Here is a 24,121-nt window from a genome sequence, read left to right on the forward strand (position 1 = left end):
CTGCTGCCGGCGTTGTTCGTCGGAACGGGTTGACGGACAGCGGGTACTCTGGAAGGGCTCGGACCGGTGGTCCGGGCCCTTCGTCGTCCTCGCCACCGCGGGGACGGTCCAGTGAGGTCGCCCCGGCATCGCCCTGCCGCACTCCCCGCCGACGCGGGACGTCCGACCTCGTTCCTGTATGAGGAGAGACGCCGTCGTGGCCCGTCCGCTGCCCGGAGAACTCACATTCGTCGCCCCGCGCGGAGCCAAGAAGCCGCCGCGGCACCTCGCCGACCTCTCGCCCGCCGAGCGGAAGGAGGCCGTCGCCGCGATCGGCGAGAAGCCCTTCCGCGCCAAGCAGCTGTCGACGCACTACTTCGCCCGCTACGCGCACGACCCCGCCGAGTGGACCGACATCCCGGCCGCCTCGCGGGAGAAGCTGGCCGGGGAGCTGCTGCCCGACCTGATGTCGGTGGTGCGGCACATCTCGTGCGACGACGACACCACCCGCAAGACCCTGTGGCGGCTGCACGACGGCACGCTCGTGGAGTCGGTGCTGATGCGCTACCCGGACCGGGTGACGATGTGCATCTCCTCGCAGGCCGGCTGCGGCATGAACTGCCCGTTCTGCGCGACCGGGCAGGCCGGCCTCGACCGGAACCTGTCGACCGCCGAGATCGTGCACCAGATCGTCGACGGCATGCGCGCGCTGCGCGACGGCGAGGTGCCCGGCGGGCCCGCGCGGCTTTCGAACATCGTCTTCATGGGGATGGGCGAGCCGCTCGCCAACTACAAGCGGGTCGTCGGCGCCATCCGCCGGTTGACCGACCCCGAGCCCGACGGCCTCGGCCTGTCGCAGCGCGGGATCACCGTGTCGACCGTGGGCCTGGTGCCGGCGATGCTGCGCTTCGCCGACGAGGGCTTCAAGTGCCGGCTCGCGGTCTCGCTGCACGCCCCGGACGACGAGCTGCGGGACACGCTGGTGCCGGTGAACACCCGCTGGAAGGTGCGGGAGGTGCTGGACGCGGCGTGGGAGTACGCCGAGAAGTCCGGACGCCGGGTCTCCATCGAGTACGCCCTCATCCGGGACATCAACGACCAGGCGTGGCGCGGCGACCTGCTGGGCAAGCTGCTCAAGGGCAAGCGGGTGCACGTCAACCTGATCCCGCTGAACCCGACGCCGGGCTCGAAGTGGACCGCCTCCCGGCCGGAGGACGAGAAGGCCTTCGTCGAGGCCATCGCCCGGCACGGCGTGCCGGTGACCGTCCGGGACACCCGGGGCCAGGAGATCGACGGCGCCTGTGGACAGCTCGCCGCCGCCGAACGCTGACCTTGTACCCTGTGCTCGAACACACCTGCATATTCCGACAGGGGAGCGCCACAGCGCTGAGAGTGCGGTAACCGTAGACCGCAGACCCTCTGAACCTCGCCCAGGTCATTCTGGGTAGGAAGTTCGGTCGTACCTCGAGCTGTTGCGCCCTGCCCGCGTCCGGTCCCCGGCCGCGGGCAGGGCCGCGTCTCTTCCTGGTCCCACCCAGGAGGATCACTCATGCACACCAAGAAGGCCGCCGCCGTGGCGCTGGCCGCGGCGCTCGGCGTCACGGGCCTGGCCGCCTGCTCCACCGAGTCCGCCCGCGACGCCGCGGGGAAGAGCGGGGAGCCCGCGCCGAAGACCGTGACGCTCGTCAGCCACGACTCCTTCAACGCCTCCAAGGAGGTGCTGGCGGAGTTCACGAAGCGGACCGGCTTCACCGTGAAGGTGCTGAAGGCCGGCGACGCGGGCGAGGCCGTCAACAAGGAGATCCTGACCAAGGGCTCCCCGCAGGGCGACGTCTTCTTCGGCGTCGACAACACCCTGCTCTCCCGCGCCGTCGACCACGGCATCTTCGTCGAGTACCAGGCGAAGGGCGCCGACCGGATCCCGGACACCTTCAAGCTCGACAAGCGGGTCACGCCGATCGACACCGGCGACATCTGCGTCAACTACGACAAGAAGTACTTCGCGGACAAGAAGCTGGCGCCGCCGCAGACCTTCGACGACCTGGCGAAGCCGGAGTACAAGAACCTGCTCGTGGTGGAGAACCCGGAGCGGTCCTCCCCGGGCCTCGGCTTCCTCCTCGGCACCGTCGCGAAGTACGGCGACGAGGGCTGGCAGGACTACTGGTCGAAGCTGAAGGCCAACGGCGTGAAGACCGTCGACAGCTGGGAGCTCGCCTACAACCAGGAGTTCTCCGGCTCGGCCGGCGGCAAGGAGGCCAAGGGTGACCGGCCGCTGGTCGTCTCCTACGCCTCCAGCCCGCCGGTCGAGGTGCTGTACGCCGAGCCGCAGCCGAAGGAGGCCCCCACCGGGGTGTCCACCGGCACCTGCTTCCGGCAGATCGAGTTCGCCGGCCTGCTGGACGGGGCGAAGAACCCCGAGGGCGGCAAGGCGCTGATCGACTTCCTGGTCTCGAAGGCGTTCCAGGACGACATGCCGCTGCAGATGTTCGTGAACCCGGTGGCGGAGGACGCGACCCTGCCGGAGCTGTTCACGAAGCACGGCGTGGTGATCGAGAAGCCGGAGACGGTGGCGCCGGAGAAGATCGCCGAGAAGCGCGAGGCGTGGATCCAGCAGTGGTCGTCGCTCGTCCTCAAGTGAGGCGCGACCCGAAGGGGAGCGCGGCGCGGCTGGGGCTGATGGTCCTGCCCGTCGCGTTCTTCGCGGTCTTCTTCGCCTGGCCCGTCGTGTCGATCGTCGAGCGCGGGCTGCGGCCCGACGGCGTCTGGGACCCCGGGGCGATCGGGGCGACCCTGGGACGCTCCGACATCCTCGGCGTGCTGGGCTTCACCGTCTGGCAGGCGGCCGCCTCCACCGGGCTCACGCTGCTCGTGGCGCTGCCGGGCGCGTACGTCTTCGCCCGCTTCGACTTCCCCGGGAAGGGCGTGCTGCGGGCGGTCGTCACCGTGCCGTTCGTGCTGCCCACGGTGCTCGTCGGCACGGCGTTCCTGGCCCTGGTGGGCCGGGGCGGGTTCACCGACGGGCTGTGGGGGCTGCGGCTCGACACCACGGTGTGGGCGATCCTCCTCGCGCACGTCTTCTTCAACTACGCGGTCGTCGTGCGGACCGTCGGCGGGCTGTGGGCCCAGCTCGACCCGCGTCAGGAGGAGGCGGCCCGGGTCCTCGGCGCGTCCCGGTGGACGGCGTGGCGGTCGGTGACGCTGCCGGCGCTGGTGCCCGCGGTGTCGGCGGCGGCGCTGATGGTCTTCCTGTTCACGTTCACGTCGTTCGGCGTCGTGCAGATCCTCGGCGGGGACGCGTACACGACGCTGGAGGCGGAGATCTACCGGCAGACGGCCCGGCTGCTCGACCTGCGGACCGCGGCCGTGCTGACGCTCGTGCAGTTCGTGGCGGTGGGCGCGATCCTCGCCGTGCACGCGCGGACGGTGCGGCGGCGGGAGACCGCGCTGCGCCTGGTGTCCCCGGAGCGGACCGCGCGCCGGCCGCGGGGCGTCGGGCAGTGGGCGCTGCTCGGCGGGGTGCTGGCCTCGGTGGCGGTGCTGATCCTGCTGCCGCTCGGGGTGCTCGTGGAGCGTTCCTTCGCGACGCCGGAGGGGTACGGGCTCCGCTACTACCGGGCGCTCGGCTCGCTCGACGAGGCCGGGACGTTCCTGGTGCCGCCGCTGGAGGCGGTCGGGAACTCGCTGCGGTACGCGGTCGCCGCGACCGCGATCGCGGTGGTGATCGGCGGGCTCGCGGCGGCGGCGCTCACGAGGCGGGCGGGACGGCTGGTGCGGGGCTTCGACGCGCTGCTGATGCTGCCGCTCGGGGTGTCGGCGGTGACCGTCGGCTTCGGGTTCCTCATCACGCTCGACGAGCCGCCGTTCGACCTGCGGGCCAGCTGGATCCTGGTGCCGCTCGCGCAGGCGCTGGTCGGCGTGCCGTTCGTCGTCCGCACGATGCTGCCGGTGCTGCGGGCGGTGGACCAGCGGCTGCGGGAGGCGGCGGCGGTGCTCGGGGCCTCGCCGTGGCGGGCCTGGCGGGAGGTGGACCTGCCGCTGGTGCGGCGGGCGCTGCTGATCGCGGCCGGGTTCGCCTTCGCCGTGTCGCTGGGCGAGTTCGGGGCGACCGTCTTCATCGCGCGGCCCGACAACCCGACGCTGCCGGTCGCGGTGGCGCGGCTGCTCGGCCGGCCGGGCGAGCTCAACTACGGGCAGGCGATGGCCCTGTCGACGATTCTGATGGTGGTGTGCGCGGTGTCCCTGCTGCTCCTCGAGCGGCTGCGGAGCGACCGGACCACCGGGGAGTTCTGATGCTGACCCTTGAGGGAGCGACGGTACGGTTCGGGCCGCGGGCGGTCCTCGACGCGGTGGACCTGGAGGTCGCCGACCACGAGATCGTGTGCGTCCTCGGGCCGAGCGGGTCCGGCAAGTCGACGCTGCTGCGGGCGGTCGCCGGGCTCCAGGCGCTCGACGCGGGCCGGGTGCTGCTCGCGGGCGCCGACCAGGCGGGGGTGCCGACGCACCGGCGCGGGGTGGGCCTGATGTTCCAGGACCACCAGCTCTTCCCGCAGCGGGACGTCGCGGGGAACGTCGCCTTCGGGCCCCGGATGCACGGCGTGCCGAAGGAGGAGCGGGCCGCGCGGGTCGAGGAGCTGCTCGACCTGGTGGGCCTGCCGGGCGCCGGGCGGCGGTCGGTCGCCGCGCTGTCCGGCGGCGAGCAGCAGCGGGTGGCGCTGGCGAGGGCGCTGGCGCCGAGGCCCCGGCTGCTGATGCTCGACGAACCGCTGGGGCAGCTGGACCGGGGGCTGCGGGAGCGGCTCGTGGTGGAGCTGCGGGCGCTCTTCGGGCGGCTCGGCACGACGGTCCTCGCCGTCACCCACGACCAGGGCGAGGCGTTCGCGCTCGCGGACCGGGTGGTGGTCATGCGGGACGGGCGGATCGTGCGGTCGGGCACGCCGGTGGACGTGTGGCGGCGGCCGGGCACGGAGTTCGTCGCCCGCTTCCTCGGTTTCGAGAACGTCGTCCCGGCGACGGTGTCGGGGGCGGTCGCGGACACCCCGTGGGGCCGGATCCCGGTCCCGGACGGCTCCCCGCAGGGCGAGCGGACGCTGCTGGTCCGCCCGGCGGGCGTCCGCGTGACGGACGACGGCCTCTCCTGCCGGGTCGAGTCCCGCACCTTCCGGGGCCATCGCGTCACGGTCGTCCTCCGCCCGGCCGACGGCCCCCCGCTGGAGGCGGAACTCCCGCTGCGGGAGGTGCCGGAGGTGGACGCGGAGGTGACGGTGGCCTTCGGGGCGGAGGAGGTCGTGGTGCTGGACGGCGCCTGAGCCCGGGCGGGTCCTTCGGTGCGTGCCGGGCCCCGTCCTACGCGGCCGCCGGCCGGGCCAGGGCCGCGGGGACCTCGTCGACGGAGTCGACCAGGGCGATCCGGGCGGACATCGGGCGGCCGGACGCGAGGGTCTCCAGGAGGGGCCAGGCGGGGAGGCGGTCGGTCCAGTGGGCGCGGTCGACGAGGACCATGGGGGTGGGGGCGCCGCGGGACCCGTAGTAGTTCGGGGTGGCGTTGTCGAAGATCTCCTGGACGGTGCCGGCGGCGCCGGGGAGGAAGACGACACCGGCGGTGGAGCGGGCCAGGAGACCGTCCTCGCGCAGGGCGTTGGTGAAGTACTTGGCGATGTGCCCGGCGAAGGCGTTGGGCGGCTCGTGGCCGTAGAACCAGGTGGGGACGCCGACCGAGTCGCCGCCGTCGGGCAGCAGCGCCCGTACGGCGAAGGCCGCGCGGGCCCACTCGGTGACCGAGGGCGTGAACGACGGGGCCTTCGCGAGGAGGGCGAGGGCGTCGTCGAGCGCCGGGTCGTCGAAGGGGGCGGTGTACGCGCCGAGGTTCGCCGCCTCCATCGCGCCGGGGCCGCCGCCGGTCGCCACCGTGTACCCGGCGCGGGCGAGGGTGCGGCCGAGGCGGGCCGCGCCGGCGTACGCCTCGGTGCCCCGGCCCATCGCGTGGCCGCCCATGACGCCGACGACCCGGTGGCCGGCGAGGTGCTCGTCGAGGGCGTCGCCGACGGCGTCGTCGTGGATCGAGCGGAGCATGGAGGAGAACACGTCGCCGTCGGCGCGGGTGACGCCGAACCAGGCGTAGGAGCGGGCGTCGGGGGTGGTCTCGTAGCCGCCGGTGCCGGTGACGCCCTCGTACAGCTCGTCCGGGGTGTAGAGCCGGTTGCGGTACGGGTCGAAGGGCAGGTCGGGGACGGGCGGGAAGACCAGGGCGCCGTCCGCGCGGACCTTGGCGGCGGCCTCCGGTTCCATCGGGCAGCCGAGGAAGGCGGCGGTGGCGGTGGAGGAGGCGAGGAGCGCGAAGGTGCGGCCGGTGAGGTCGACGGACTGGACGCGGAGGCCGGCCAGGCCGCCGGGCCGGGCGAGCGACGCGTCGAACTCGTCCAGCGTGTGGATCTCGCGGCCGCTCCTGCGCGGACGCGGCGGTGGGGGCGTCGCCATGGGCCCACGATAGGCGGCCCAGGGCGACGGGGCCCGCTGGGTCTCCGGGCGGTCAGGCCGTCAGCGGCAGGGCGGCGAGTTCGCCGACGAGCCAGGTCAGCGGGAGGAAGACGGCGAGCAGGGCGCCGGCCCGCAGCAGGGCGGCGGTGCGCAGCACGGACGGCGGGGCGCCGAGCCGGGCGAGGGCCTCGGTGGTGCGGGCGCGGCACTGGCGGGACTCCAGGGCGGCCGTGAGCAGCGTCGCCGTGGTGCAGGCCAGGACGACGCCGGCGCCGAGGCCGGTGAGCGGTCCGAAGGCGGTGCCGCCGTCCCCGGCCTCGTACACGGTGGCGGCGGCGAGGGTGCCGGAGAGGACCGCGCAGACCACGCCGAGGGGGCGGCCGATGCGGCCGGCCTCGTCCATGAGGACCCGTCCGGCGAGCAGGCGTACGGCTCCGGGGCGGGCGGTCTGCAGCAGCCGGCCGCACAGGTGGGCGAGGCCGGGCCCGGCGAGCGCGAGTCCGGCGGCGGTGAGGACCCACCCGGCGAGGACGCCCGCGGGGGAGCCGTCGAAGCGGCCGGGCAGGGCGACGCCGCCGTCGCCGCCGCGGCCCGCGTACGTCTCCACGGCGAGGCCGACGGCGATGAGCGCCACGCCCCACGGCAGTCCGTTCGGCACCGGCCGGGCGGCGCCCTCGGGGGCGGGGGCGCCGGCGCGGGGGCGCAGGGCGAGGCCGGCGGCGAGGGCGCCGGCCACCGGGACGACGGCGAGCAGGGTGAGGGCCCCGGCCAGCGGCAGCGGCTGGTCGGCGGCGAGCAGTCCGGCGGCGGCCCCGTCGAAGGGCAGGCCGGTGAGGTCGCCGCGCAGGTGGAGGTAGACGAGGAGGGCGACCGACGAGCCGAGGGTGCAGGCGACGGCGGTCGAGGCGGCGGCGATGGCGGTGAGCCGGGCGGGGCCGAGGCCGATCGAGGAGAGTCCGGGGCGGGGCCGGGTGGCGGGGTCGGTGCGGGCGACGGCGACGGCGAACTGGACGGTGGCGGCGATCGGCAGCGCGCACCAGAGCAGCCGCAGGGCGGAGGCGGTGGACTGTTCGGGGTGGCCGACGGCGTAGCCGAGGGTGCAGAGCAGCAGGAAGCCCACGCCGGCGGCGGCCGCGGCGACGAGGAGCCGCCGCAGCTGGACCGGCCAGCGGGAGCCGCGGACTAGACGGAGAGCGAGCACGCGGCGACGCCCTCCGCCCCCGTGGCGGGCGGCACGCTGCCCGCCCGGCGTCCGTCGAGCAGGGTGACCGTGCGGTCGGCGAGCGCCGCGACCTCCGGGTCGTGGGTGGCGAGGAGCACGGTGATGCCGTGCGAGCGGGCGGCGGCGGTGAGGGTGCGGAGCGCCTGGGTGCCGTCGGCCCGGTGCAGGGCGGCGGTGGGTTCGTCGGCGAAGAGGACCGAGGGGGCGGCGGCGAGCGCGCGGGCGATGGCGGCGCGCTGGCGCTGGGAGCGGGTGAGCGCGTGCGGGCGGACGCGGGCGCAGGCGCCGGCGTCGAGGCGGTCGAGCCATTCGCAGGCGGCGGTCCGGGCGGCCCGGTGGGGGACCCCGCGCAGCAGCAGCGGCAGGGCGGTGTTCTCCCAGGCGGTGAGTTCGGGGACGAGGCCGTCGTCGGGGCCGATCCAGCCGAAGCGTTCGCGGCGGAGGCGTTCGCGGGCGGCCGCCGGGAGGGTGTGGACGGGGGAGCTGTTGAACCAGACCTCGCCCTGCTGGGCGGCGAGCTCACCGGAGAGGCAGCGCAGGAGGGTGGTCTTGCCGCTGCCGCGGGGGCCGGTCACGGCGAGGATCTCGCCCTCCCGGACGCCGACGGAGACGCCGCTGAGGGCCTCCGTGCCGTTCAGGGAGCAGTGCAGGGAACGCGCCCAGAGCACGTCGTTGTCCGGTGGGGCCATCGCGTACACCTCGATGTCGGTTCCGATTCTTGCCGTTCCCCCGTCCGGGGGAACGAGGTCCGGGCCTGTCGGTCACTGGGCACCGTAAGTATTCGGATCCGGTTGTACGGACGGCACGCGGCCCGGGCCGCCGCCATCCACTCGGAGGGCGGCGGCCCGGGCCGGAGGTCACGCCGTGAGGGCGGCGTGGCGCTGGGGGTCTACAGCTTGGTCCACGCCTCGGTGAGCACGCTGCGCAGGATGCCCTCGATCTCGTCGAAGGTGCCCTGGTCGGCGATGAGCGGCGGGGCCAGCTGGATGACCGGGTCGCCGCGGTCGTCGGCGCGGCAGTACAGGCCGGCGTCGTACAGCGCCTTGGAGAGGAAGCCGTACAGGACGCGCTCCACCTCCTCGTCGTTGAAGGACTCCTTGGTGGCCTTGTCCTTGACGAGCTCGATGCCGTAGAAGAAGCCGTTGCCGCGGACGTCGCCGACGATCGGCAGGTCGTGCAGCTTCGACAGGGTCGAGAAGAAGGCGCCCTCGTTGTCCAGCACGTGCTGGTTGAGGCCTTCCTTGTCGAAGATGTCGAGGTTGGCGATGGCGACCGCCGAGGACACCGGGTGGCCACCGAAGGTGTAGCCGTGGAGGAAGGTGTTGTCGCCCTTGTAGAACGGCTCGGCGATGCGGTCCGAGACGATGCAGGCGCCGATCGGGGAGTAGCCCGAGGTCATGCCCTTGGCGCAGGTGATCATGTCCGGCACGTAGCCGAACTTGTCACAGGCGAACATCGTGCCGAGGCGGCCGAAGGCGCAGATCGTCTCGTCGGAGACGAGGAGCACGTCGTACTGGTCGCAGATCTCGCGGACGCGCTGGAAGTAGCCGGGCGGCGGCGGGAAGCAGCCGCCGGCGTTCTGCACCGGCTCCAGGAAGACGGCCGCGACGGTGTCGGGGCCCTCGAAGAGGATCTGCTGCTCGATCTGGTCGGCGGCCCAGCGGCCGAAGGCGTCGGGGTCGTCGCCGTGGATCGGGGCGCGGTAGATGTTGGTGTTCGGCACCTTGTGCGCGCCGGGGACCAGCGGCTCGAAGGGGGCCTTCAGAGCCGGCAGGCCGGTGATGGACAGGGCGCCCTGCGGGGTGCCGTGGTAGGCGACCGCACGCGAGATGACCTTGTACTTGGTGTGCTTGCCCTGGAGCTTGAAGTACTGCTTGGCGAGCTTCCACGCGGTCTCGACGGCCTCGCCGCCACCGGTGGTGAAGAAGACCTTGTTGAGGTCGCCCGGGGCGTAGTCGGCGAGGCGCTCGGCGAGCTCGACGGCCTTGGGGTGGGCGTACGACCACACCGGGAAGAAGGCGAGCTCCTGGGCCTGCTTGTACGCGACCTCGGCCAGCTCCTGGCGGCCGTGACCGGCGTTGACCACGAAGAGGCCCGCGAGACCGTCGAGGTAGCGCTTGCCCTTGTCGTCGAAGATGTAGGTGCCCTCACCTCGGACGATGGTGGGGACGGGGCTGTTCTCGTACGACGACATGCGGGTGAAGTGCATCCACAGGTGGTCGTAGGCGGACTTTGACAGGTCGCTGCGGGACTGGGTCACGGTTATCGGGTTCCCCACATATAGGTCTGCTTCTTGAGCTTCAGGTAAACGAAGCTCTCGGTGGAGCGCACGCCGGGGAGCGTGCGGATCCGTTTGTTGATCACGTCCAGAAGGTGGTCGTCGTCCTCGCAGACGATCTCCACCATCAGGTCGAACGAGCCCGCGGTCATCACCACGTACTCGCACTCGGGCATGTCGGTCAGCGCCTCCGCGACCGGGTCCAGGTCGCCCTCGACGTGGATGCCGACCATCGCCTGGCGCCTGAGGCCCACGGTGAGCGGGTCGGTGACGGCGACGATCTGCATGACGCCCTGGTCGAGGAGCTTCTGGACGCGCTGCCGCACGGCCGCTTCGGAGAGGCCGACGGCCTTGCCGATGGCGGCGTAGGGGCGGCGGCCGTCCTCCTGGAGCTGCTCGATGATCGCCAGGGAGACGGCATCGACCGTAGGGGACGAACCGGTTCCGGTTCTGGAGTCTGTGCTTCGACTGGCCACGCCTTCACTGTGCACCGAGATGCGCAGTCGCGCAACCCCGGAGCGATGAAATTCGTTGTCAAGGACCCTCAGAGTCACTGAATCCGAAGTCGAGGGGGCTCGGGGCTGTTGAAAGCGTCAGCCGAACCAGTAGGCTGAGGTGTCTCACCCATCGGGACGACCGCACAAGGCCGTGCGGAACAAACGTGACAGGAGGGGTGGCAAGTGACCACCGAGCTGCGCCGGCTGCGCAACTACATCGACGGGGAGTTCCGCGACGCGGCCGACGGCCGCACCATCGAGGTGATCAACCCGGCCACCGGCGAGGTGTACGCGACCTCCCCGCTCTCCGGCCAGGCCGACGTCGACGCCGCCATGGAGGCCGCCGCGGCCGCCTTCCCCGCCTGGCGTGACACCACGCCGTCCGAGCGCCAGAAGGTGCTCCTCAAGATCGCCGACGCCTTCGAGGAGCGCGCCGAGGAGCTCATCGCCGCCGAGGTCCTGAACACCGGCAAGCCGACCGCCCTCGTCGCGAGCGAGGAGGTCCCGCCGATGGTGGACCAGATCCGCTTCTTCGCGGGTGCCGCCCGGCTGCTCGAAGGCCGCTCGGCCGGCGAGTACATGGAGGGCATGACCTCGATCATCCGCCGCGAGCCGGTCGGCGTCTGCGCGCAGGTCGCGCCGTGGAACTACCCGATGATGATGGCCGTGTGGAAGTTCGCCCCGGCCCTCGCCGCGGGCAACACGGTCGTCCTCAAGCCCTCGGACACCACCCCCGCGTCCACGGTCCTGATGGCCGAGATCATCGGCTCCATCGTCCCCAAGGGCGTCTTCAACGTCCTCTGCGGCGACCGCGAGACCGGCCGCGCGATGGTCGAGCACCCGACCCCGGCGATGGCCTCCATCACCGGCTCCGTCCGGGCCGGCATGCAGGTCGCCGAGTCGGCGGCCAAGGACGTCAAGCGCGTCCACCTGGAGCTGGGCGGCAAGGCCCCGGTCGTGGTCTTCGAGGACACCGACATCGAGAAGGCCGTCGAGGACATCTCCGTCGCCGGCTTCTTCAACGCCGGCCAGGACTGCACCGCCGCCACCCGCGTGCTCGTCCACGAGTCCATCCACGACGAGTTCGTCGCCGCCCTCGCCAAGGCCGCCGCCGAGACGAAGACCGGTCAGCCGGACGACGAGGACGTGCTCTACGGCCCGCTCAACAACGCCAACCAGCTGAAGCAGGTCGCCGGCTTCATCGACCGCCTCCCGGCCCACGCCAAGGTCGAGGCCGGCGGCCACCGCGTCGGCGACAAGGGCTACTTCTACGCCCCGACCGTCGTCTCCGGCCTCAAGCAGGACGACGAGATCGTCCAGAACGAGGTCTTCGGCCCGGTCATCACCGTCCAGTCCTTCGCCGACGAGGCGCAGGCCCTGGAGTACGCCAACGGCGTCGAGTACGCCCTGGCCTCCTCCGTCTGGACCAAGGACCACCAGCGCGCCATGCGCATGTCCCGCTCGCTCGACTTCGGCTGCGTGTGGATCAACACCCACATCCCGCTGGTCGCCGAGATGCCGCACGGCGGCTTCAAGAAGTCCGGCTACGGCAAGGACCTCTCCGCGTACGGCTTCGAGGACTACACGCGCATCAAGCACGTGATGACCTCGCTGGGCTGAACCGCCCGGTAGTGCCCGCCGCGGCCCCGGCACCCGTCGATCCGATGGTCGACAAGGTGTCGGGGCCGTGCCGTGCCGCTCGACGGACCGTCCCTTGTGACGGCCCGGAGCCCGGCGGGATGCTCGGCGGGTGAGAGCGACAGCCAGGAAACCCATGACCCGCCGGTCCGTCCTGACGGGCCTCGGCGCCGCCGGAGCCGGCGGCCTCCTCGCCGCCTGCGGCGTGAAGCCCGCCTACGTCCCCGAGGAACGGCGCGCCGGACCGGACCTGTCGGGCCGCGAGCGGAGCGTCACCTTCGCCAACTGGCCGCTCTACATCGACACCGACGACGACGATCCGCGCAGGCGGCCCAGCCTCGACGCCTTCCGGGAGCGGACCGGGATCTCCGTCCACTACACGGAGGAGATCAACGACAACGACGAGTTCTTCGGGAAGATCGGCCCGGCCCTGATGAACGGGCAGCCCGTCGACCGCGACCTCGTCGTCGTCAGCGACTGGATGGCGGCCCGCTTCGTCCGCCTCGGCTGGGTCCAGAAGATGGACCGCGCCGCGCAGGTGAACGTCGCCGGCCACCTCGACCCCCAGCTGCTCCGCCCCGCGTTCGACCCCGGCCGGCTCCACTCCGTGCCCTGGCAGTCCGGCATCACCGGCATCGCCTACAACCGCCGCCGGCTCGGCCGCGAACTGCGCTCCACCCGCCAGCTCTGGGACGCCGACCTGCGCGGCAAGGTCACCCTCCTCTCCGGCCTGGACGAGGCCCTCCCCCTGCTCATGCAGGGCGACGGCGCGGACGTCACCCGCTGGACCCAGGACGACTTCCACGCCGTCTGCGACCGGATCGAGGACCTGGTCCGCAGGAAGCACATCCGCCGCTTCACCGGCAACGACTACATCAAGGACCTGGCCGGCGGCGACGTCCTCGCCTGCCAGGCGTACTCCGGCGACGTCATCCAACTCCAGGCCGACGACCCCGACATCGAGTTCGTCGTCCCCGAGGAGGGCGGCGAACTGTGGGCCGAGTCCCTCCTGATCCCCAACCTCGCCCGGCACAAGGCCAACGCCGAGAAACTGGTCGACCACTACTACGAGCCCGAGGTCGCCGCCGGGCTGGCCGCCTGGGTCAACTACGTCTGCCCCGTCCCCGCCGCCCGGGCCGTCCTCGCCGACTCCGGCGACGGGGAACTGGCCGCCCTCGCCGAGGACCCGCTCGTCTTCCCCGACCGGGAGATGCGCGGCCGGCTCGCCACCGCCCGCGACATCACCTCCGCCGAACGCAAGGCCATGGCCAAGCGCTGGAACGGGATCGTCGGCCTGTGAGCGACCCGGCACGAGCGCGGACCTCTTCGTCCTGGGACGGGAGGACGACCGCCCGGCCCCCTCGGCCGGGCGGCCCGGCCGTTCCTCCTCGGGAGGAGGACAGGGGCCGGGTGTCCGCGGCACCGGCGGGGCAGGGGCCCGCGGCCGGGGCGGCGGTCGAGCGGGCCGTCAGGGGAGGGCGACCCCCATTTCTGAACGCGTTCAAGGGAGGCGTACGCTGCCTTCATGAGCGACTCGAACGGGCCGAGAGCCCTTCTCGCGCGCATCCGCGCATGGCTGATCCTCTTCGTCGTCTGCCTCGTCCTGAGCGGGGCCACCGCCTTCCCGCTCGTCACCGAACTCCGCTGGCTCGACTCCTCCTTGACCGGCTGGGCCGCGCCCGTCGCCGACGCGCTGCCCGGCCTCGCCGAGTGGATCCACAAGGTCGCCGGCGGGGTCGAGGCGGCCGGCGAGGGAGCCCCGTACCTCCTCTACGGCACCGACTGGCTCGCCTTCGCCCACCTCGTCATCGCCGTCGCCTTCTACGGGCCCTACCGCGACCCGGTCCGCAACATCTGGGTCGTCGAGTTCGGCATGATCGCCTGCGTCGGGATCATCCCGCTCGCCCTGATCTGCGGGCCGATCCGCGACATCCCCTTCTGGTGGTCGGTGATCGACATGTCCTTCGGGGTCTTCGGGATCCTGCCGCTGCTCCACGTCCGCCGGCTCGTCAAGCGGCTGGAAGCCGCCCGGGCGGTCACTCCGACGGCAGTCCGTACGTCGCCAGCATGAGCTCCAGGGCCGTGCGGTTCATCCCCTCGCCCTTCGCGTCCGTCGCGTTCACGCCGTAGACCAGGGTCCGCTCCCCGCGGCGGGTCGAGGAGACGGCCGCGTTGAAGCCCCAGCGGCCGCCGGTCTTGCCCCAGACCTCGCGGCCGCCGAGCTTCTTCACCGACAGGCCGGCCGAGTACGCCGCCGGGGCGCCGCTCGTGAAGTCCACGACCTTCGGCAGGGTGAACATCTCCTCCAGGAGCGGGCCGCGCACCACCCGGCCCGCGAACAGGGCCCGGATGAAGCACTCCAGGTCCGCCGTGGTCGAGATCAGGTCACCGGCCGCCCAGGCCTCCGTGACCCGCCACACCGACACGTCCCGCAGGCCGGTCGAACCGTCCGCCAGCCGCATCACCTGGTAGCCGTGGTTGTACGGGCCCCGGATGCCGGCCTCCCGGCCCGGGAAGTAGGTGTCCCGCAGGCCCAGCGGGCGCAGCACGAGCCGCTCCACCTGGTGCTCGTACGCGTCCCCCGTCACCCGCTCCACGATCAGCCCGGCGATCGTGTAGCCGATGTTCAGGTAGTGCTGGCGGGTGCCGGGGCGGAACTCCCGCGGCTTCGCCGTCGCCGCGCGGACCAGCTCCTCCGGCTCGTGGACGTCGAAGCGGTGCGCGTACCACTCCTCCACCGTCTCCCCCGGCAGGTCCGCCGCCGGGATGCCGTGCGTGTGGTCGAGCAGCTGGCGGACCGTCACCGTCGCGTACCGGCCCGGGACCAGCTCCGGCAGGTAGGAGCGGGCCGTGCGGTCCAGGTCGATCCGGCCCTCCTCGGCCAGCCGGAGCACCGTCGCCGCCGTGAAGACCTTCGTCACCGAACCGACCCGGAAGCGGCCCCCGGGATCGGCCGGGGCCCCCGACTCCAGGTCGCGCACCCCCGCGCTGCCCGCCCAGGAGCCCTCGGTGCCGCCGACCCGCACCAGGGCCGCGGTCGCGTCGGCGCGCGGCAGGCCCGCGAGCACCGAGGACAGGTCGGGGGACGTCGTCGCCGCGGCGGCCGGGGCCGTGGCGGCGACGGCGGGGGAGAGGGCGGTCGGGCCCGCCGCGACGCCCAGGACCAGGGCGGTGGCGAGCAGGGTGCGGGTGGCGCGCTTCATGGACGGACTCCTCGGCTGCGGGCTCTCGTTCTCGGTGCGCCCAGCCTTCCGGAGCGGCCCCGCCGGGCGGATCGCCCGCACCGGCGGTTCCGCCCGCCCGGCCCCTCGCCGGAGCGGGGGAGGATCAGCGGCCCGCGGCTCCCCCGCGCGGGGGAGGAGCCGGCGCCACCAGGCCCGTCTCGTAGGCGCAGATCACCGCCTGGATCCGGTCCCGCAGCCCCAGCTTCGCCAGCACGTTGCCCACGTGCGTCTTCACCGTGTGCTCGCTGACCACCAGCTCCGCCGCGATCTCCGCGTTCGACAGGCCCCGCGCGAGCAGCAGCAGCGTCTCCCGCTCCCGGCCCGTCAGGACGCCGAGCCGGGGATCGGGCACCGGCGCCCGGCGCGGGCCGCCCGCCGTGTACTGCTCGACGAGCCGCCGGGCCACCGAAGGCGCCAGGAGCGAGTCGCCCGCCGCCACCACCCGCACCGCGTGCACCAGGTCGTCCCGGCGCACGTCCTTCAGGAGGAAGCCGCTCGCGCCCGCGTGCAGCGCCTCGTACACGTACGCGTCCGAGTCGAAGGTCGTCAGGATCACCGTCCGGCAGGCGCTCTCCGCGCTGATCGTCCGGCACGCCTCGATGCCGTCCACGCGGGGCATCCGGATGTCGAGCAGCGCCACGTCCGGCCGGTGGCGGCGCACCGCCTCCACGGCCGCCGCCCCGTCCGCCGCCTCGGCGACCACCTCGATGTCCTCCTGGACGTCGAGGATGAGGGCGAAGCCACTGCGGACCAGCTCCTGGTCGTCGGCCACCACCACGCGGATCGTCACGTCCCCACCTCCGCGGCGGAGGGCACGGGCAGCTCCGCCCGCACCTCGAACCCGGTGCCGTCCGGGCCCGGGCCCGCGGTCGCGGTGCCGCCGTGGACGGCCGCCCGCTCGCGGATCCCGGTCAGTCCGTGGCCCACCGGGCGGCCCGGTGCCGGCCGGGGGCCCCGGCCGTCGTCGCGGACCACGACGGTCAGCAGCCCGGCGGCCCGCTCGATCCGGACGGTGGCGGTACGGGCCCCGGCGTGCCGGACCGTGTTCGTCAGGGCCTCCTGCACGATCCGGTACGCGGTCGCCGCGAGCGGGGCCGGCAGCACCGCCGGCGCGCCGGCCGGCTCGTACCGCACGTCGAGTCCGCCGGCCCGCACCCGGTCGAGCAGCGCGGGCAGCCCGTCCAGGTCCGGCTGGGGGGACCGGCCGTCACCGGCGTCCTCCTCCCGCAGCACGCCGAGCATCCGCCGCAGCTGGCCCATCGCGTCCCGTCCCGTCGCGGAGATCGCCTCGAAGGCCGCCTCCGCCCGGTCCGGCGCCCGGCGCACCGCCACCGGACCGGCCTCCGCCTGCACGATCATCAGGCTCACCGCGTGCGACAGGATGTCGTGCATCTCCCGGGCGATCCGGGCCCGTTCCCGCGCGGCCGCCCGCTCCGCCTCCGCCAGATGCTCCCGCTGCCGGGCGTCGGCGAGCCGCCCGAAGGCGTAGGCGGCGCCGAACACGAAGAGCGAGAAGGTGAGTTCGCGCGCCGACCGGGTGTTGAGCCACACCGACACCGGCACCGCGACCAGCAGCAGGACACCCGCCGCCAGCCGCTGCCGGGCGGGCGCGAGCACCGCGATCGTGTACGCGCACACCAGCCCCTGGTACGGCAGCGGCTGCCCCGGCCCCTCCAGGGCCAGCCGGTACAGCGCGCTCGCGGCGATCACGGCGAGCAGCACCGCCATCGGCGCCCGCCGCCGCCAGACCAGCGGCAGCACGGTCAGCGTCGTCAGCCCGTACGCCGTCCAGGTCGCCGCCGGCAGCTCCGGCCCGCGCGGCACCACGAACGGCATCGTCACCGCCGCCTGCACGAGCAGCGCGAGGCCCGCGTCCATGGCCCGCGGGTGCGCGGCCCCCCAGGCCCGGACCTGCCCCAACCCCCGTATCCGCATTACGGCTTGCGGCCCACCGCGCCGAACTGGGCCACCGCGGCGGCCTCCGGGGCGCCCCAGCGGGAGCAGGAGACGACGCCCGGCGCGAGGAGGTCCAGGCCCTCGAAGAAGGAGGTGAACTCCTCGCGGGTGCGGGCGGTGATGGGCGGGGTGGCGTTCTCGTTCCAGAAGGCCATCGCCGCCTCGTTGCCCTCGCCGCCCAGCTCCGGCTCGAGGGTCGGGTGGGTGAGGACGAGGTGGCTGCCGGACGGCACGGCCGCCATCAGCGTGCGGACGATCCCGCGGGCCTCGTCGGTGTCCAGGACGAAGTTGAGGATGCCGAGCATCAGGACCGCCACCGGGCGTCCCAGGTCGAGCACCTCACCGGCGGCCGCCAGGATCTTCTCCGGGTCGTGGGCGTCCGCGTCGACGTACTCGGTGACGCCCTCGGGGGCGCTGGTCAGCAGGGCGCGGGCGTGGGTGAGCACGATCGGGTCGTTGTCGACGTAGACGATCCTGGCGTCCGGCGCGACCCGCTGCGCCACCTCGTGGGTGTTGTCGGCGGTCGGCAGCCCGGTGCCGATGTCGAGGAACTGGCGCGTCCCCTCCCCGGCCAGCCGGGTCACCACGCGGCCGAGGAACGCCCGGTCGGCGCGGGCGACTTCGCCGATGCCCGGGTGGAAGGAGGTGACCTGGTCGCCGACGGCGCGGTCCACCGGGTAGTTGTCCTTGCCGCCCAGCCAGTAGTTCCACACCCGGGCGTTGTGGGCGATGTCGGTCCGGATCCGGTCGGTCATCAGGGAGCCTTTCGCAGGACGGCGGCGAGGACGTCGACCCGGTTCGTGGTGATCGAGTCGACCCCGTGGGCGATCAGCCTACGCATGCTCCTGCGGGTGTCCGGCGTCCAGGTGGAGACCAGCAGGCCGTCCCGGTGCAGCCGCTCGACCAGTTCCCGACCGACCAGGCCCCAGCGGTAGTTGAGCCACTTCGGGCGGACCCGGTCGAGCAGCACCGGGCGCGGCGGGGCGAGCGAGGTCCAGGTGAGGGCGATCTCCGCGTGCGGGTCGGCGTCCCGGACCCGGAGCATCGCGACCGCGCCGGCGCAGTAGAAGACGCGCTCGCCCGCGCCGGCCTCGCGGACCGTGCCGACGATCCGCCGCACCGACTCCTCGTTCCCGCCGGGCAGATCGAGCATCAGCCGGTGCGGCCCGGCCGCGATCAGGGCCTCACGGAGCGTCGGCACCCGGCCGGCCGTCAGCTCGCGCAGCTGCTCGTGGGTGAGCGAGGAGAGCGGGCGGTCGTGGCCCCACAGCCGTTTCAGGGTGTCGTCGTGGAGGAGGACCGGCACGCCGTCCTTGGTGAGGCGGACGTCGACCTCGACCGCGTCCGCGCCCCGCTCGAAGGCGGAGCCGATCGAGGGGAGGGTGTTCTCGCGGGCGCGGTACGGATCGCCGCGGTGGCCTACGACAGTGACGGATCGCATGGGGCCATTCTTCCGGGGCTCAGCGCGCCGGCCAGTTCTCCGTGTACGTGTCGATCTCGGCGGCCAGCCGCCGCTTGCCGGCCGGGTCGAGGAAGGAGGCCTCCACGGCGTTCTTCGCGAGGGCGGCCAGTCCTCGCTCGTCGAGGTCGAGGAGCCGGGCGGCGACCGCGTACTCGCTGTTCAGGTCGGTGCCGAACATCGGCGGGTCGTCGCTGTTGACCGTGACGAGGACGCCGGCGTCGGCCATGGCCCGGATCGGGTGCTCGTCGAGGGCGGCCACCGCGCGGGTCGCGATGTTGGAAGTCGGGCAGACCTCCAGGGCGATCCGGTGCTCCGCCAGGTGGGCGAGCAGCTCCGGGTCCCGGACGGAGCTGGTGCCGTGGCCGATGCGCTCGGCGCCCAGGTCGCGGAGGGCGTCCCAGACGGTCTCGGGCCCGGTGGTCTCGCCGGCGTGCGGCACCGAGTGGAGGCCGGCCGCCCTGGCCCGGTCGAAGTACGGCTTGAACTGCGGGCGGGGCACCCCGATCTCCGGGCCGCCGAGACCGAAGGAGACCAGGCCCTCGGGGCGGATGCCGTCGGTGGTGGCGAGCCGCGCGGTCTCCTCCGCGGCCTCCAGGCCGGCCTCCCCGGGGATGTCGAAGCACCAGCGCAGCACGGTGCCGAACTCGGCCTCCGCCGCCTTGCGGGCGTCCTCGATCGCCGCCATGAAGGCCCGCTCGTCGATGCCGCGGCGGGTGGAGGAGTACGGGGTGACGGTCAGCTCGGCGTAGCGGATGTTCTGCCGGGCCATGTCGCGGGCGACCTCGAAGGTCAGCAGCCGGACGTCCTCGGGGGTGCGCACCAGGTCCACGACGGACAGGTACACCTCGATGAAGTGCGCGAAGTCGGTGAAGGTGAAGTAGTCGGCGAGCGCCTCCGGGTCCGTCGGGACCTTGGAGTCCGGGTGCCGGGCGGCCAGCTCGGAGACGATCCGCGGGGAGGCGGAGCCCACGTGGTGGACGTGCAGCTCGGCCTTGGGCAGGCCCGCGATGAAGGGGTGGAGATCGGTCATCGGGTCATCGTAGGCCGGTCGGGAAGGGGCCGTCGGAACGCCGTAGCATGACGGGACCAGGGAGGGAGCCCCGATTGTCCGAGAACGCAGAGCCGCGCCCGCAGGACCGGGAGGCCGCCGATCCGTGGGCCCCGCCGGAGCGGCGGGCCGAACCGGCCGGGCAGGCCGGGCCGGTGGACCTGGGCAAGCGGCCGGCCGCCGGCGCCCCGGTCCACGAGCAGCTGACGGTCACCTCGATACCCACCGGCGACGGGGCCGACGGCGAACTGCCTCCGCCGCCCGTCGCCCCCGGCGGACCGGCCGCCTACGGCGCGCCGGCGCCCCCGCCCGGCTACGGCCACCCGGCCGCCCCGCCGGCCGCGTACGGCTATCCGCCGGCCGGCCCGAGCGCGTACGGCTACCCGCCGGCCCACCCGGCGGCGTACGGGCCGATGCCCGGCCAGTACAACGGCATGGGCACGGCCGGCATGGTGCTCGGCATCATCGGCACCTGCCTCTTCTGGTTCTACGGCGTCCCGTCGATCGTCCTCGGGATCCTCGCCCTGATCTTCGGCATCCTCGGCCGCAAGCGCGCCCGGCGCGGCGAGGCGTCCAACGGCGGCGCCGCCACGGCGGGCATCGTCCTCGGCATCGTCTCCATGGTCCTCGGAGCCGCGCTGATCGCCTTCATCGTCTGGGCCGTCACCAGCTACGACGAGTACGAGGACACCGACGTGCAGGAGTCGACCTCGGCGGTCCTCGTGGTCGACGACCGCCGCTGACCGGCCGCTCAGGACGTACGCAGCCGCTCCCGGGCCTCCATCAGGGCGAAGCCCAGGAGGTTGAGCCCGCGCCAGCGGGCCGGGTCGTGGGCGCCGGGGTCGCCGGCGGCCAGGCCGATGCCCCAGACCCGGTCCAGCGGGCTCGCCTCCACGAGCGTCCGGGAGCCGGTCCCGAGGAGGAAGCCCCGCAGCCCCTCGTCCGAGGCGAACTTGTGGACGCTGCCGGCCACCACGATCGCGGCGCGCTCCCGCGCCCACACGGTCTCGTCGAAGCCGCGGACCAGCCGGCCGGCGTTCTTCGCCTCGGCCGGGGTGCGGGCGGCGAGCACCGTCCGCTCCGCCTCGGCGTCGCCGAAGAGGCGCGCCTTCCCGGCCATCATCCAGTGCTCGGCCGTGGCGTACCGTACGCCGCCGACCTCGAAGGGCGACGGCCACCACTGGCTCAGACAGCTCTGGGTGAGCCGTCCGTCCGGGGCCGGCCGGTGGCCCCAGAAGTGCAGCCACTTCACCTTCTCACCCCTGCTGACCTGCTGCGTCAGCTCTTCGACGGTCATCATGCACGGGAGTCTGACATCCGCGAGCGACAGACCGTACGGAGATTTTCCCGCGACCTCGACACTTGGTCGACCGATTCCGTCGAGTAACCAAAAGGCAACAACGGAATCACTTGTTCGGGTCGTATCCCTCTGTCAGGATCGGCACTCAATTCGAGCTGGGACAACGGAGAGCGTCATGGGCAACCGCTTCCAGGTGACGGACCGCTTCGCGGACGGCGCGCAGTACATCGGCGGAAAGCTCCGCGCCGGGACCTCGGGACGGACGCACAGCGTCGTCGACCCGGCCACCGGCGAGAGCGTGTACACCTACGAGCTCGCCTCCCCCGCGGACGTCGACGAGGCCGTGGCCGCCGCCAAGGCCGCCTTCCCCGGCTGGGCGGGCGCCACCCCCGGTGAGCGCTCCGACGCCCTGCACCGCCTCGCCGGGATCCTCGCCGAGCGGGCCGAGGACTTCGCCCGCGCCGAGTCCCTCCAGTGCGGCAAGCCGATCCGGCTCACCACCGAGTTCGACGTGCCCGGCACGATCGACAACACCGCCTTCTTCGCCGGCGCGGCCCGCCACCTCCAGGGCCAGTCCGCCGCCGAGTACTCCGGCGACCACACCTCGTACGTCCGGCGCGAGCCGATCGGCGTGGTCGGCTCCATCGCGCCCTGGAACTACCCCCTCCAGATGGCCGCCTGGAAGATCCTCCCGGCGATCGCGGCGGGCAACACCATCGTCCTGAAGCCGGCCGAACTGACCCCGCTCACCTCGCTGATGTTCGCCGAGGCGGCCAAGGACGCCGGCATCCCGGACGGCGTGGTCAACGTCGTCACCGGCAGCGGGCGCGAGGCGGGCGAGCACCTGGTCGGCCACCCCGACGTCGTCATGACCTCCTTCACCGGCTCCACCGCGGTCGGCAAGAGGGTCGCCGAGGTCGCCACCGCCACCGTGAAGCGGCTCCACCTGGAGCTCGGCGGCAAGGCCCCCTTCGTCGTCTTCGACGACGCCGACCTGGAGGCCGCCGCCCACGGTGCCGTCGCCGCCTCCCTCATCAACACCGGCCAGGACTGCACCGCCGCCACCCGCGCCTACGTCCAGCGCCCCCTCTTCGACGCCTTCGTCGCCCGGGTCGCGGAACTGATGGAGACCGTCCGGCTCGGCGACCCCGCCGACCCGGCCACCGACCTCGGCCCGCTGGTCTCCCACGTCCACCGCGACCGCGTCGCCGGCTTCGTCGAGCGGGCCCGCGGCTACGCGACCGTCGTCACCGGAGGCGAAGCCCCTGGTGGAGAGCTCGAGAACGGCGCATACTACCGTCCCACCCTGATCACCGGCGCCGCGCAGGACAGCGAGGTCGTGCAGTCGGAGATCTTCGGACCGGTCCTGGTGGCCCTGCCCTTCGACACCGACGACGAGGGCATCCGGCTCGCCAACGACACCCCGTACGGCCTCGCCGCCTCCGCCTGGAGCCGCGACGTCTACCGGGCGAACCGGGCCACCCGCGAGATCAAGGCCGGCTGCGTCTGGGTGAACGACCACATCCCGATCATCAGCGAGATGCCGCACGGCGGATACAAGGCGTCCGGCTACGGAAAGGACATGTCCGCCTACTCCTTCGAGGAGTACACGCAGGTCAAGCATGTGATGTTCGACAACACGGCGGTGGCGGCCAAGGACTGGCACCGCACGATCTTCGGGGACCGATAGCCGATCCGCCGCCCGACCAGCGGCGCAACCATCCCGAAAGGGCACAGCGCATGGAGCAGTACGAGCCCGACAGCCTGTCCGCCGCCCAGCTCGCGGCGATCCGGCGCAGCATGACGAGCGGCCGTGGTGCCCTCGGCCGCCGTTCGCTGCTGCGGGCCGGCGGCGTGGGCGCGCTGACGGTCGGTGGCCTCGCCGGCCTCACGGCCTGCGGCATCCCGCCGGCCAAGCGGGAGGGCCAGGGCCCGGCGTCCACCGACCGGTCCGCCAAGGAGAAGACCCTCAGCTTCTCCAACTGGACCGAGTACATGGACGTCAGCGAGGACGAGAAGTCCCGCCCCACCCTGGAGGCGTTCACGAAGCGCACCGGGATCAAGGTCAAGTACACCGAGGACATCAACGACAACGTCGAGTTCTTCGGCAAGATCAAACCGCAGCTCGCGGCCGGACAGGACACCGGCCGCGACCTGATCTGCGTCACCGACTGGCTGGCCGCCCGCATCATCCGCCTCGGCTGGGCGCAGAAACTCGACCCGGCGAACCTCCCCAACGCCTACGCCAACCTCTCCGCGCAGTTCCGCCGCCCCGACTGGGACCCGGGCCGGTCGTACTCGTACCCCTGGACCGGCATCTCCACCGTCATCGCCTACAACGTGAAGGCGACCGGCGGGAGGAAGGTCGACTCGGTCAGCCAGCTCCTCGACGACCCCGCGCTCAAGGGCCGGGTCGGCTTCCTCACCGAGATGCGCGACACCGTCGGCATGACCCTGCTCGACATGGGCAAGGACCCGGGCACGTTCACCGACGCCGACTACGACGCGGCCGTCGGCCGCCTCCAGAAGGCCGTCGACAAGAAGCAGATCCGCCGCTTCACCGGCAACGACTACACCTCCGACCTCGACAAGGGCGACCTCGCCGCCTGCCTCGCGTGGGCCGGGGACGTCATCCAGCTCCAGGCGGACAACCCGGACATCCAGTACGCCATCCCCAACGCCGGGTACATCACGTCCACGGACAACCTGCTCGTCCCCACGCAGGCCGGCCACAAGGCCAACGCCGAGAAGCTCATCGACTACTACTACGAGCTCCCGGTGGCCGCCCAGCTCGCCGCCTACATCAACTACGTCTGTCCCGTCGACGGGGTCAAGGACGAGCTGGCGAAGATCGACCCCGAGCTCGCCGCCAACACGCTGATCCTCCCGGACAAGGCCATGGCGAAGAAGTCGCGCGCCTTCCGCTCGCTGAGCAGCGAGGAGGAGACGGCGTACGAGGAGAAGTTCGCCAAGCTCATCGGCGCCTGAGCCGTCGTCCACCGTCACCAGGCCACGAAGCCACGAAGATCCGGGACCGCACACC

At 73.0% G+C, this 24,121-nt stretch carries 22 protein-coding genes; 10 read left to right on the forward strand and 12 right to left on the reverse strand.

Going from position 1 to position 24,121, the window contains the following annotated elements; genetic code table 11:
• Positions 1-178 precede the first annotated feature (178 nt).
• The 4 genes from rlmN to IE245_RS20955 all read left to right on the forward strand — a co-directional run bounded on the left by rlmN (position 179) and on the right by IE245_RS20955 (position 5,285).
• Complete coding sequence (gene rlmN, locus IE245_RS20940) at positions 179-1,309, forward strand: dual-specificity RNA methyltransferase RlmN (RefSeq protein WP_189949811.1); 1,131 nt, start codon at positions 179-181, stop codon at positions 1,307-1,309.
• Positions 1,310-1,528: 219 nt separating this feature from the next.
• A complete protein-coding gene (locus tag IE245_RS20945; protein WP_189949813.1) occupies positions 1,529-2,617 on the forward strand; it encodes a thiamine ABC transporter substrate-binding protein in 1,089 nt (362 codons plus the stop codon).
• A gap of 38 nt (positions 2,618-2,655) precedes the next feature.
• On the forward strand, positions 2,656-4,269 hold the full coding sequence (locus IE245_RS20950; RefSeq protein WP_189949975.1) for an ABC transporter permease: 1,614 nt from the start codon (positions 2,656-2,658) through the stop codon (positions 4,267-4,269).
• Entirely contained in the window at positions 4,269-5,285 is a 1,017-nt protein-coding gene (locus IE245_RS20955; RefSeq protein WP_189949815.1) for an ABC transporter ATP-binding protein, read from the forward strand. Before IE245_RS20950 ends, IE245_RS20955 begins: the two co-directional genes overlap by 1 nt.
• A 37-nt stretch (positions 5,286-5,322) precedes the next feature.
• On the opposite strand, the gene IE245_RS20960 is transcribed toward IE245_RS20955, so the two are convergent.
• From IE245_RS20960 to IE245_RS20980, 5 genes are all read right to left on the reverse strand, one after another.
• Complete coding sequence (locus IE245_RS20960; RefSeq protein ID WP_189949817.1) at positions 5,323-6,453, reverse strand: LOG family protein; 1,131 nt, start codon at positions 6,451-6,453, stop codon at positions 5,323-5,325.
• A gap of 52 nt (positions 6,454-6,505) precedes the next feature.
• Complete coding sequence (locus tag IE245_RS20965) at positions 6,506-7,654, reverse strand: hypothetical protein (RefSeq protein ID WP_189949819.1); 1,149 nt, start codon at positions 7,652-7,654, stop codon at positions 6,506-6,508.
• Positions 7,636-8,364, reverse strand: coding sequence for an ABC transporter ATP-binding protein (locus IE245_RS20970; RefSeq protein WP_189949822.1), 729 nt, complete (start codon positions 8,362-8,364; stop codon positions 7,636-7,638). The genes IE245_RS20965 and IE245_RS20970 overlap by 19 nt, the downstream gene beginning before the upstream one ends.
• Positions 8,365-8,564: 200 nt before the next feature.
• Positions 8,565-9,953: an aspartate aminotransferase family protein gene (locus IE245_RS20975; protein ID WP_189949824.1), complete on the reverse strand. Its 1,389-nt coding sequence runs from the start codon at positions 9,951-9,953 to the stop codon at positions 8,565-8,567.
• Positions 9,938-10,429: an Lrp/AsnC family transcriptional regulator gene (locus tag IE245_RS20980; RefSeq protein WP_229851417.1), complete on the reverse strand. Its 492-nt coding sequence runs from the start codon at positions 10,427-10,429 to the stop codon at positions 9,938-9,940. Before IE245_RS20980 ends, IE245_RS20975 begins: the two co-directional genes overlap by 16 nt.
• 204 nt (positions 10,430-10,633) lie before the next feature.
• Between IE245_RS20980 and IE245_RS20985 the strand changes: the two genes are divergently transcribed.
• From IE245_RS20985 to IE245_RS20995, 3 genes are all read left to right on the forward strand, one after another.
• The gene (locus IE245_RS20985) at positions 10,634-12,070 is read left to right on the forward strand and encodes a gamma-aminobutyraldehyde dehydrogenase (RefSeq protein WP_189949826.1); all 1,437 of its coding nucleotides are present in this window, start codon (positions 10,634-10,636) and stop codon (positions 12,068-12,070) included.
• 154 nt (positions 12,071-12,224) lie between these two features.
• Positions 12,225-13,388 carry a polyamine ABC transporter substrate-binding protein gene (locus IE245_RS20990; RefSeq protein ID WP_189949835.1) on the forward strand — a complete coding sequence of 388 codons (1,164 nt, stop codon included), beginning with the start codon at positions 12,225-12,227 and terminating at the stop codon, positions 13,386-13,388.
• Between the two features lie 225 nt (positions 13,389-13,613).
• Entirely contained in the window at positions 13,614-14,159 is a 546-nt protein-coding gene (locus IE245_RS20995) for a hypothetical protein (RefSeq protein WP_189949837.1), read from the forward strand.
• Here the strand turns inward: IE245_RS20995 and IE245_RS21000 are convergent.
• The 6 genes from IE245_RS21000 to IE245_RS21025 form a co-directional block, all read right to left on the reverse strand.
• The gene (locus tag IE245_RS21000; RefSeq protein WP_189949839.1) at positions 14,125-15,291 is read right to left on the reverse strand and encodes a serine hydrolase domain-containing protein; all 1,167 of its coding nucleotides are present in this window, start codon (positions 15,289-15,291) and stop codon (positions 14,125-14,127) included. The genes IE245_RS20995 and IE245_RS21000 overlap by 35 nt on opposite strands.
• Before the next feature lie 124 nt (positions 15,292-15,415).
• Positions 15,416-16,102 carry a response regulator gene (locus IE245_RS21005; protein ID WP_189949841.1) on the reverse strand — a complete coding sequence of 229 codons (687 nt, stop codon included), beginning with the start codon at positions 16,100-16,102 and terminating at the stop codon, positions 15,416-15,418.
• Positions 16,099-17,247, reverse strand: a complete 1,149-nt coding sequence (locus IE245_RS21010; protein ID WP_444545739.1) for a sensor histidine kinase — start codon at positions 17,245-17,247, stop codon at positions 16,099-16,101. Before IE245_RS21010 ends, IE245_RS21005 begins: the two co-directional genes overlap by 4 nt.
• Positions 17,247-18,023, reverse strand: a complete 777-nt coding sequence (locus IE245_RS21015) for an SAM-dependent methyltransferase (protein WP_189949843.1) — start codon at positions 18,021-18,023, stop codon at positions 17,247-17,249. Before IE245_RS21015 ends, IE245_RS21010 begins: the two co-directional genes overlap by 1 nt.
• Positions 18,023-18,709 carry a glycerophosphodiester phosphodiesterase gene (locus IE245_RS21020; protein ID WP_189949846.1) on the reverse strand — a complete coding sequence of 229 codons (687 nt, stop codon included), beginning with the start codon at positions 18,707-18,709 and terminating at the stop codon, positions 18,023-18,025. The genes IE245_RS21015 and IE245_RS21020 overlap by 1 nt, the downstream gene beginning before the upstream one ends.
• A 19-nt stretch (positions 18,710-18,728) precedes the next feature.
• Positions 18,729-19,760 (reverse strand): adenosine deaminase, encoded by a 1,032-nt coding sequence (locus IE245_RS21025; protein ID WP_189949849.1) that lies wholly within the window; start codon positions 19,758-19,760, stop codon positions 18,729-18,731.
• A gap of 74 nt (positions 19,761-19,834) precedes the next feature.
• Between IE245_RS21025 and IE245_RS21030 the strand changes: the two genes are divergently transcribed.
• A complete protein-coding gene (locus IE245_RS21030; RefSeq protein ID WP_229851419.1) occupies positions 19,835-20,521 on the forward strand; it encodes a DUF4190 domain-containing protein in 687 nt (228 codons plus the stop codon).
• An 8-nt stretch (positions 20,522-20,529) separates the two neighbouring features.
• Here IE245_RS21030 and ybiA read toward each other — a convergent pair whose 3' ends face one another.
• On the reverse strand, positions 20,530-21,078 hold the full coding sequence (gene ybiA / locus IE245_RS21035) for a riboflavin biosynthesis intermediates N-glycosidase (RefSeq protein ID WP_189949853.1): 549 nt from the start codon (positions 21,076-21,078) through the stop codon (positions 20,530-20,532).
• A gap of 175 nt (positions 21,079-21,253) precedes the next feature.
• On the opposite strand from ybiA, the gene IE245_RS21040 reads away from it, so the two are divergent.
• Positions 21,254-22,768, forward strand: a complete 1,515-nt coding sequence (locus IE245_RS21040) for a gamma-aminobutyraldehyde dehydrogenase (RefSeq protein WP_189949854.1) — start codon at positions 21,254-21,256, stop codon at positions 22,766-22,768.
• A gap of 50 nt (positions 22,769-22,818) precedes the next feature.
• Positions 22,819-24,066, forward strand: coding sequence for an ABC transporter substrate-binding protein (locus IE245_RS21045; RefSeq protein WP_189949856.1), 1,248 nt, complete (start codon positions 22,819-22,821; stop codon positions 24,064-24,066).
• Positions 24,067-24,121 lie beyond the last annotated feature (55 nt).

The organism is Streptomyces roseolus (genome assembly GCF_014649855.1).
GTDB classification, from domain to species: Bacteria; Actinomycetota; Actinomycetes; order Streptomycetales; family Streptomycetaceae; genus Streptomyces; species Streptomyces roseolus.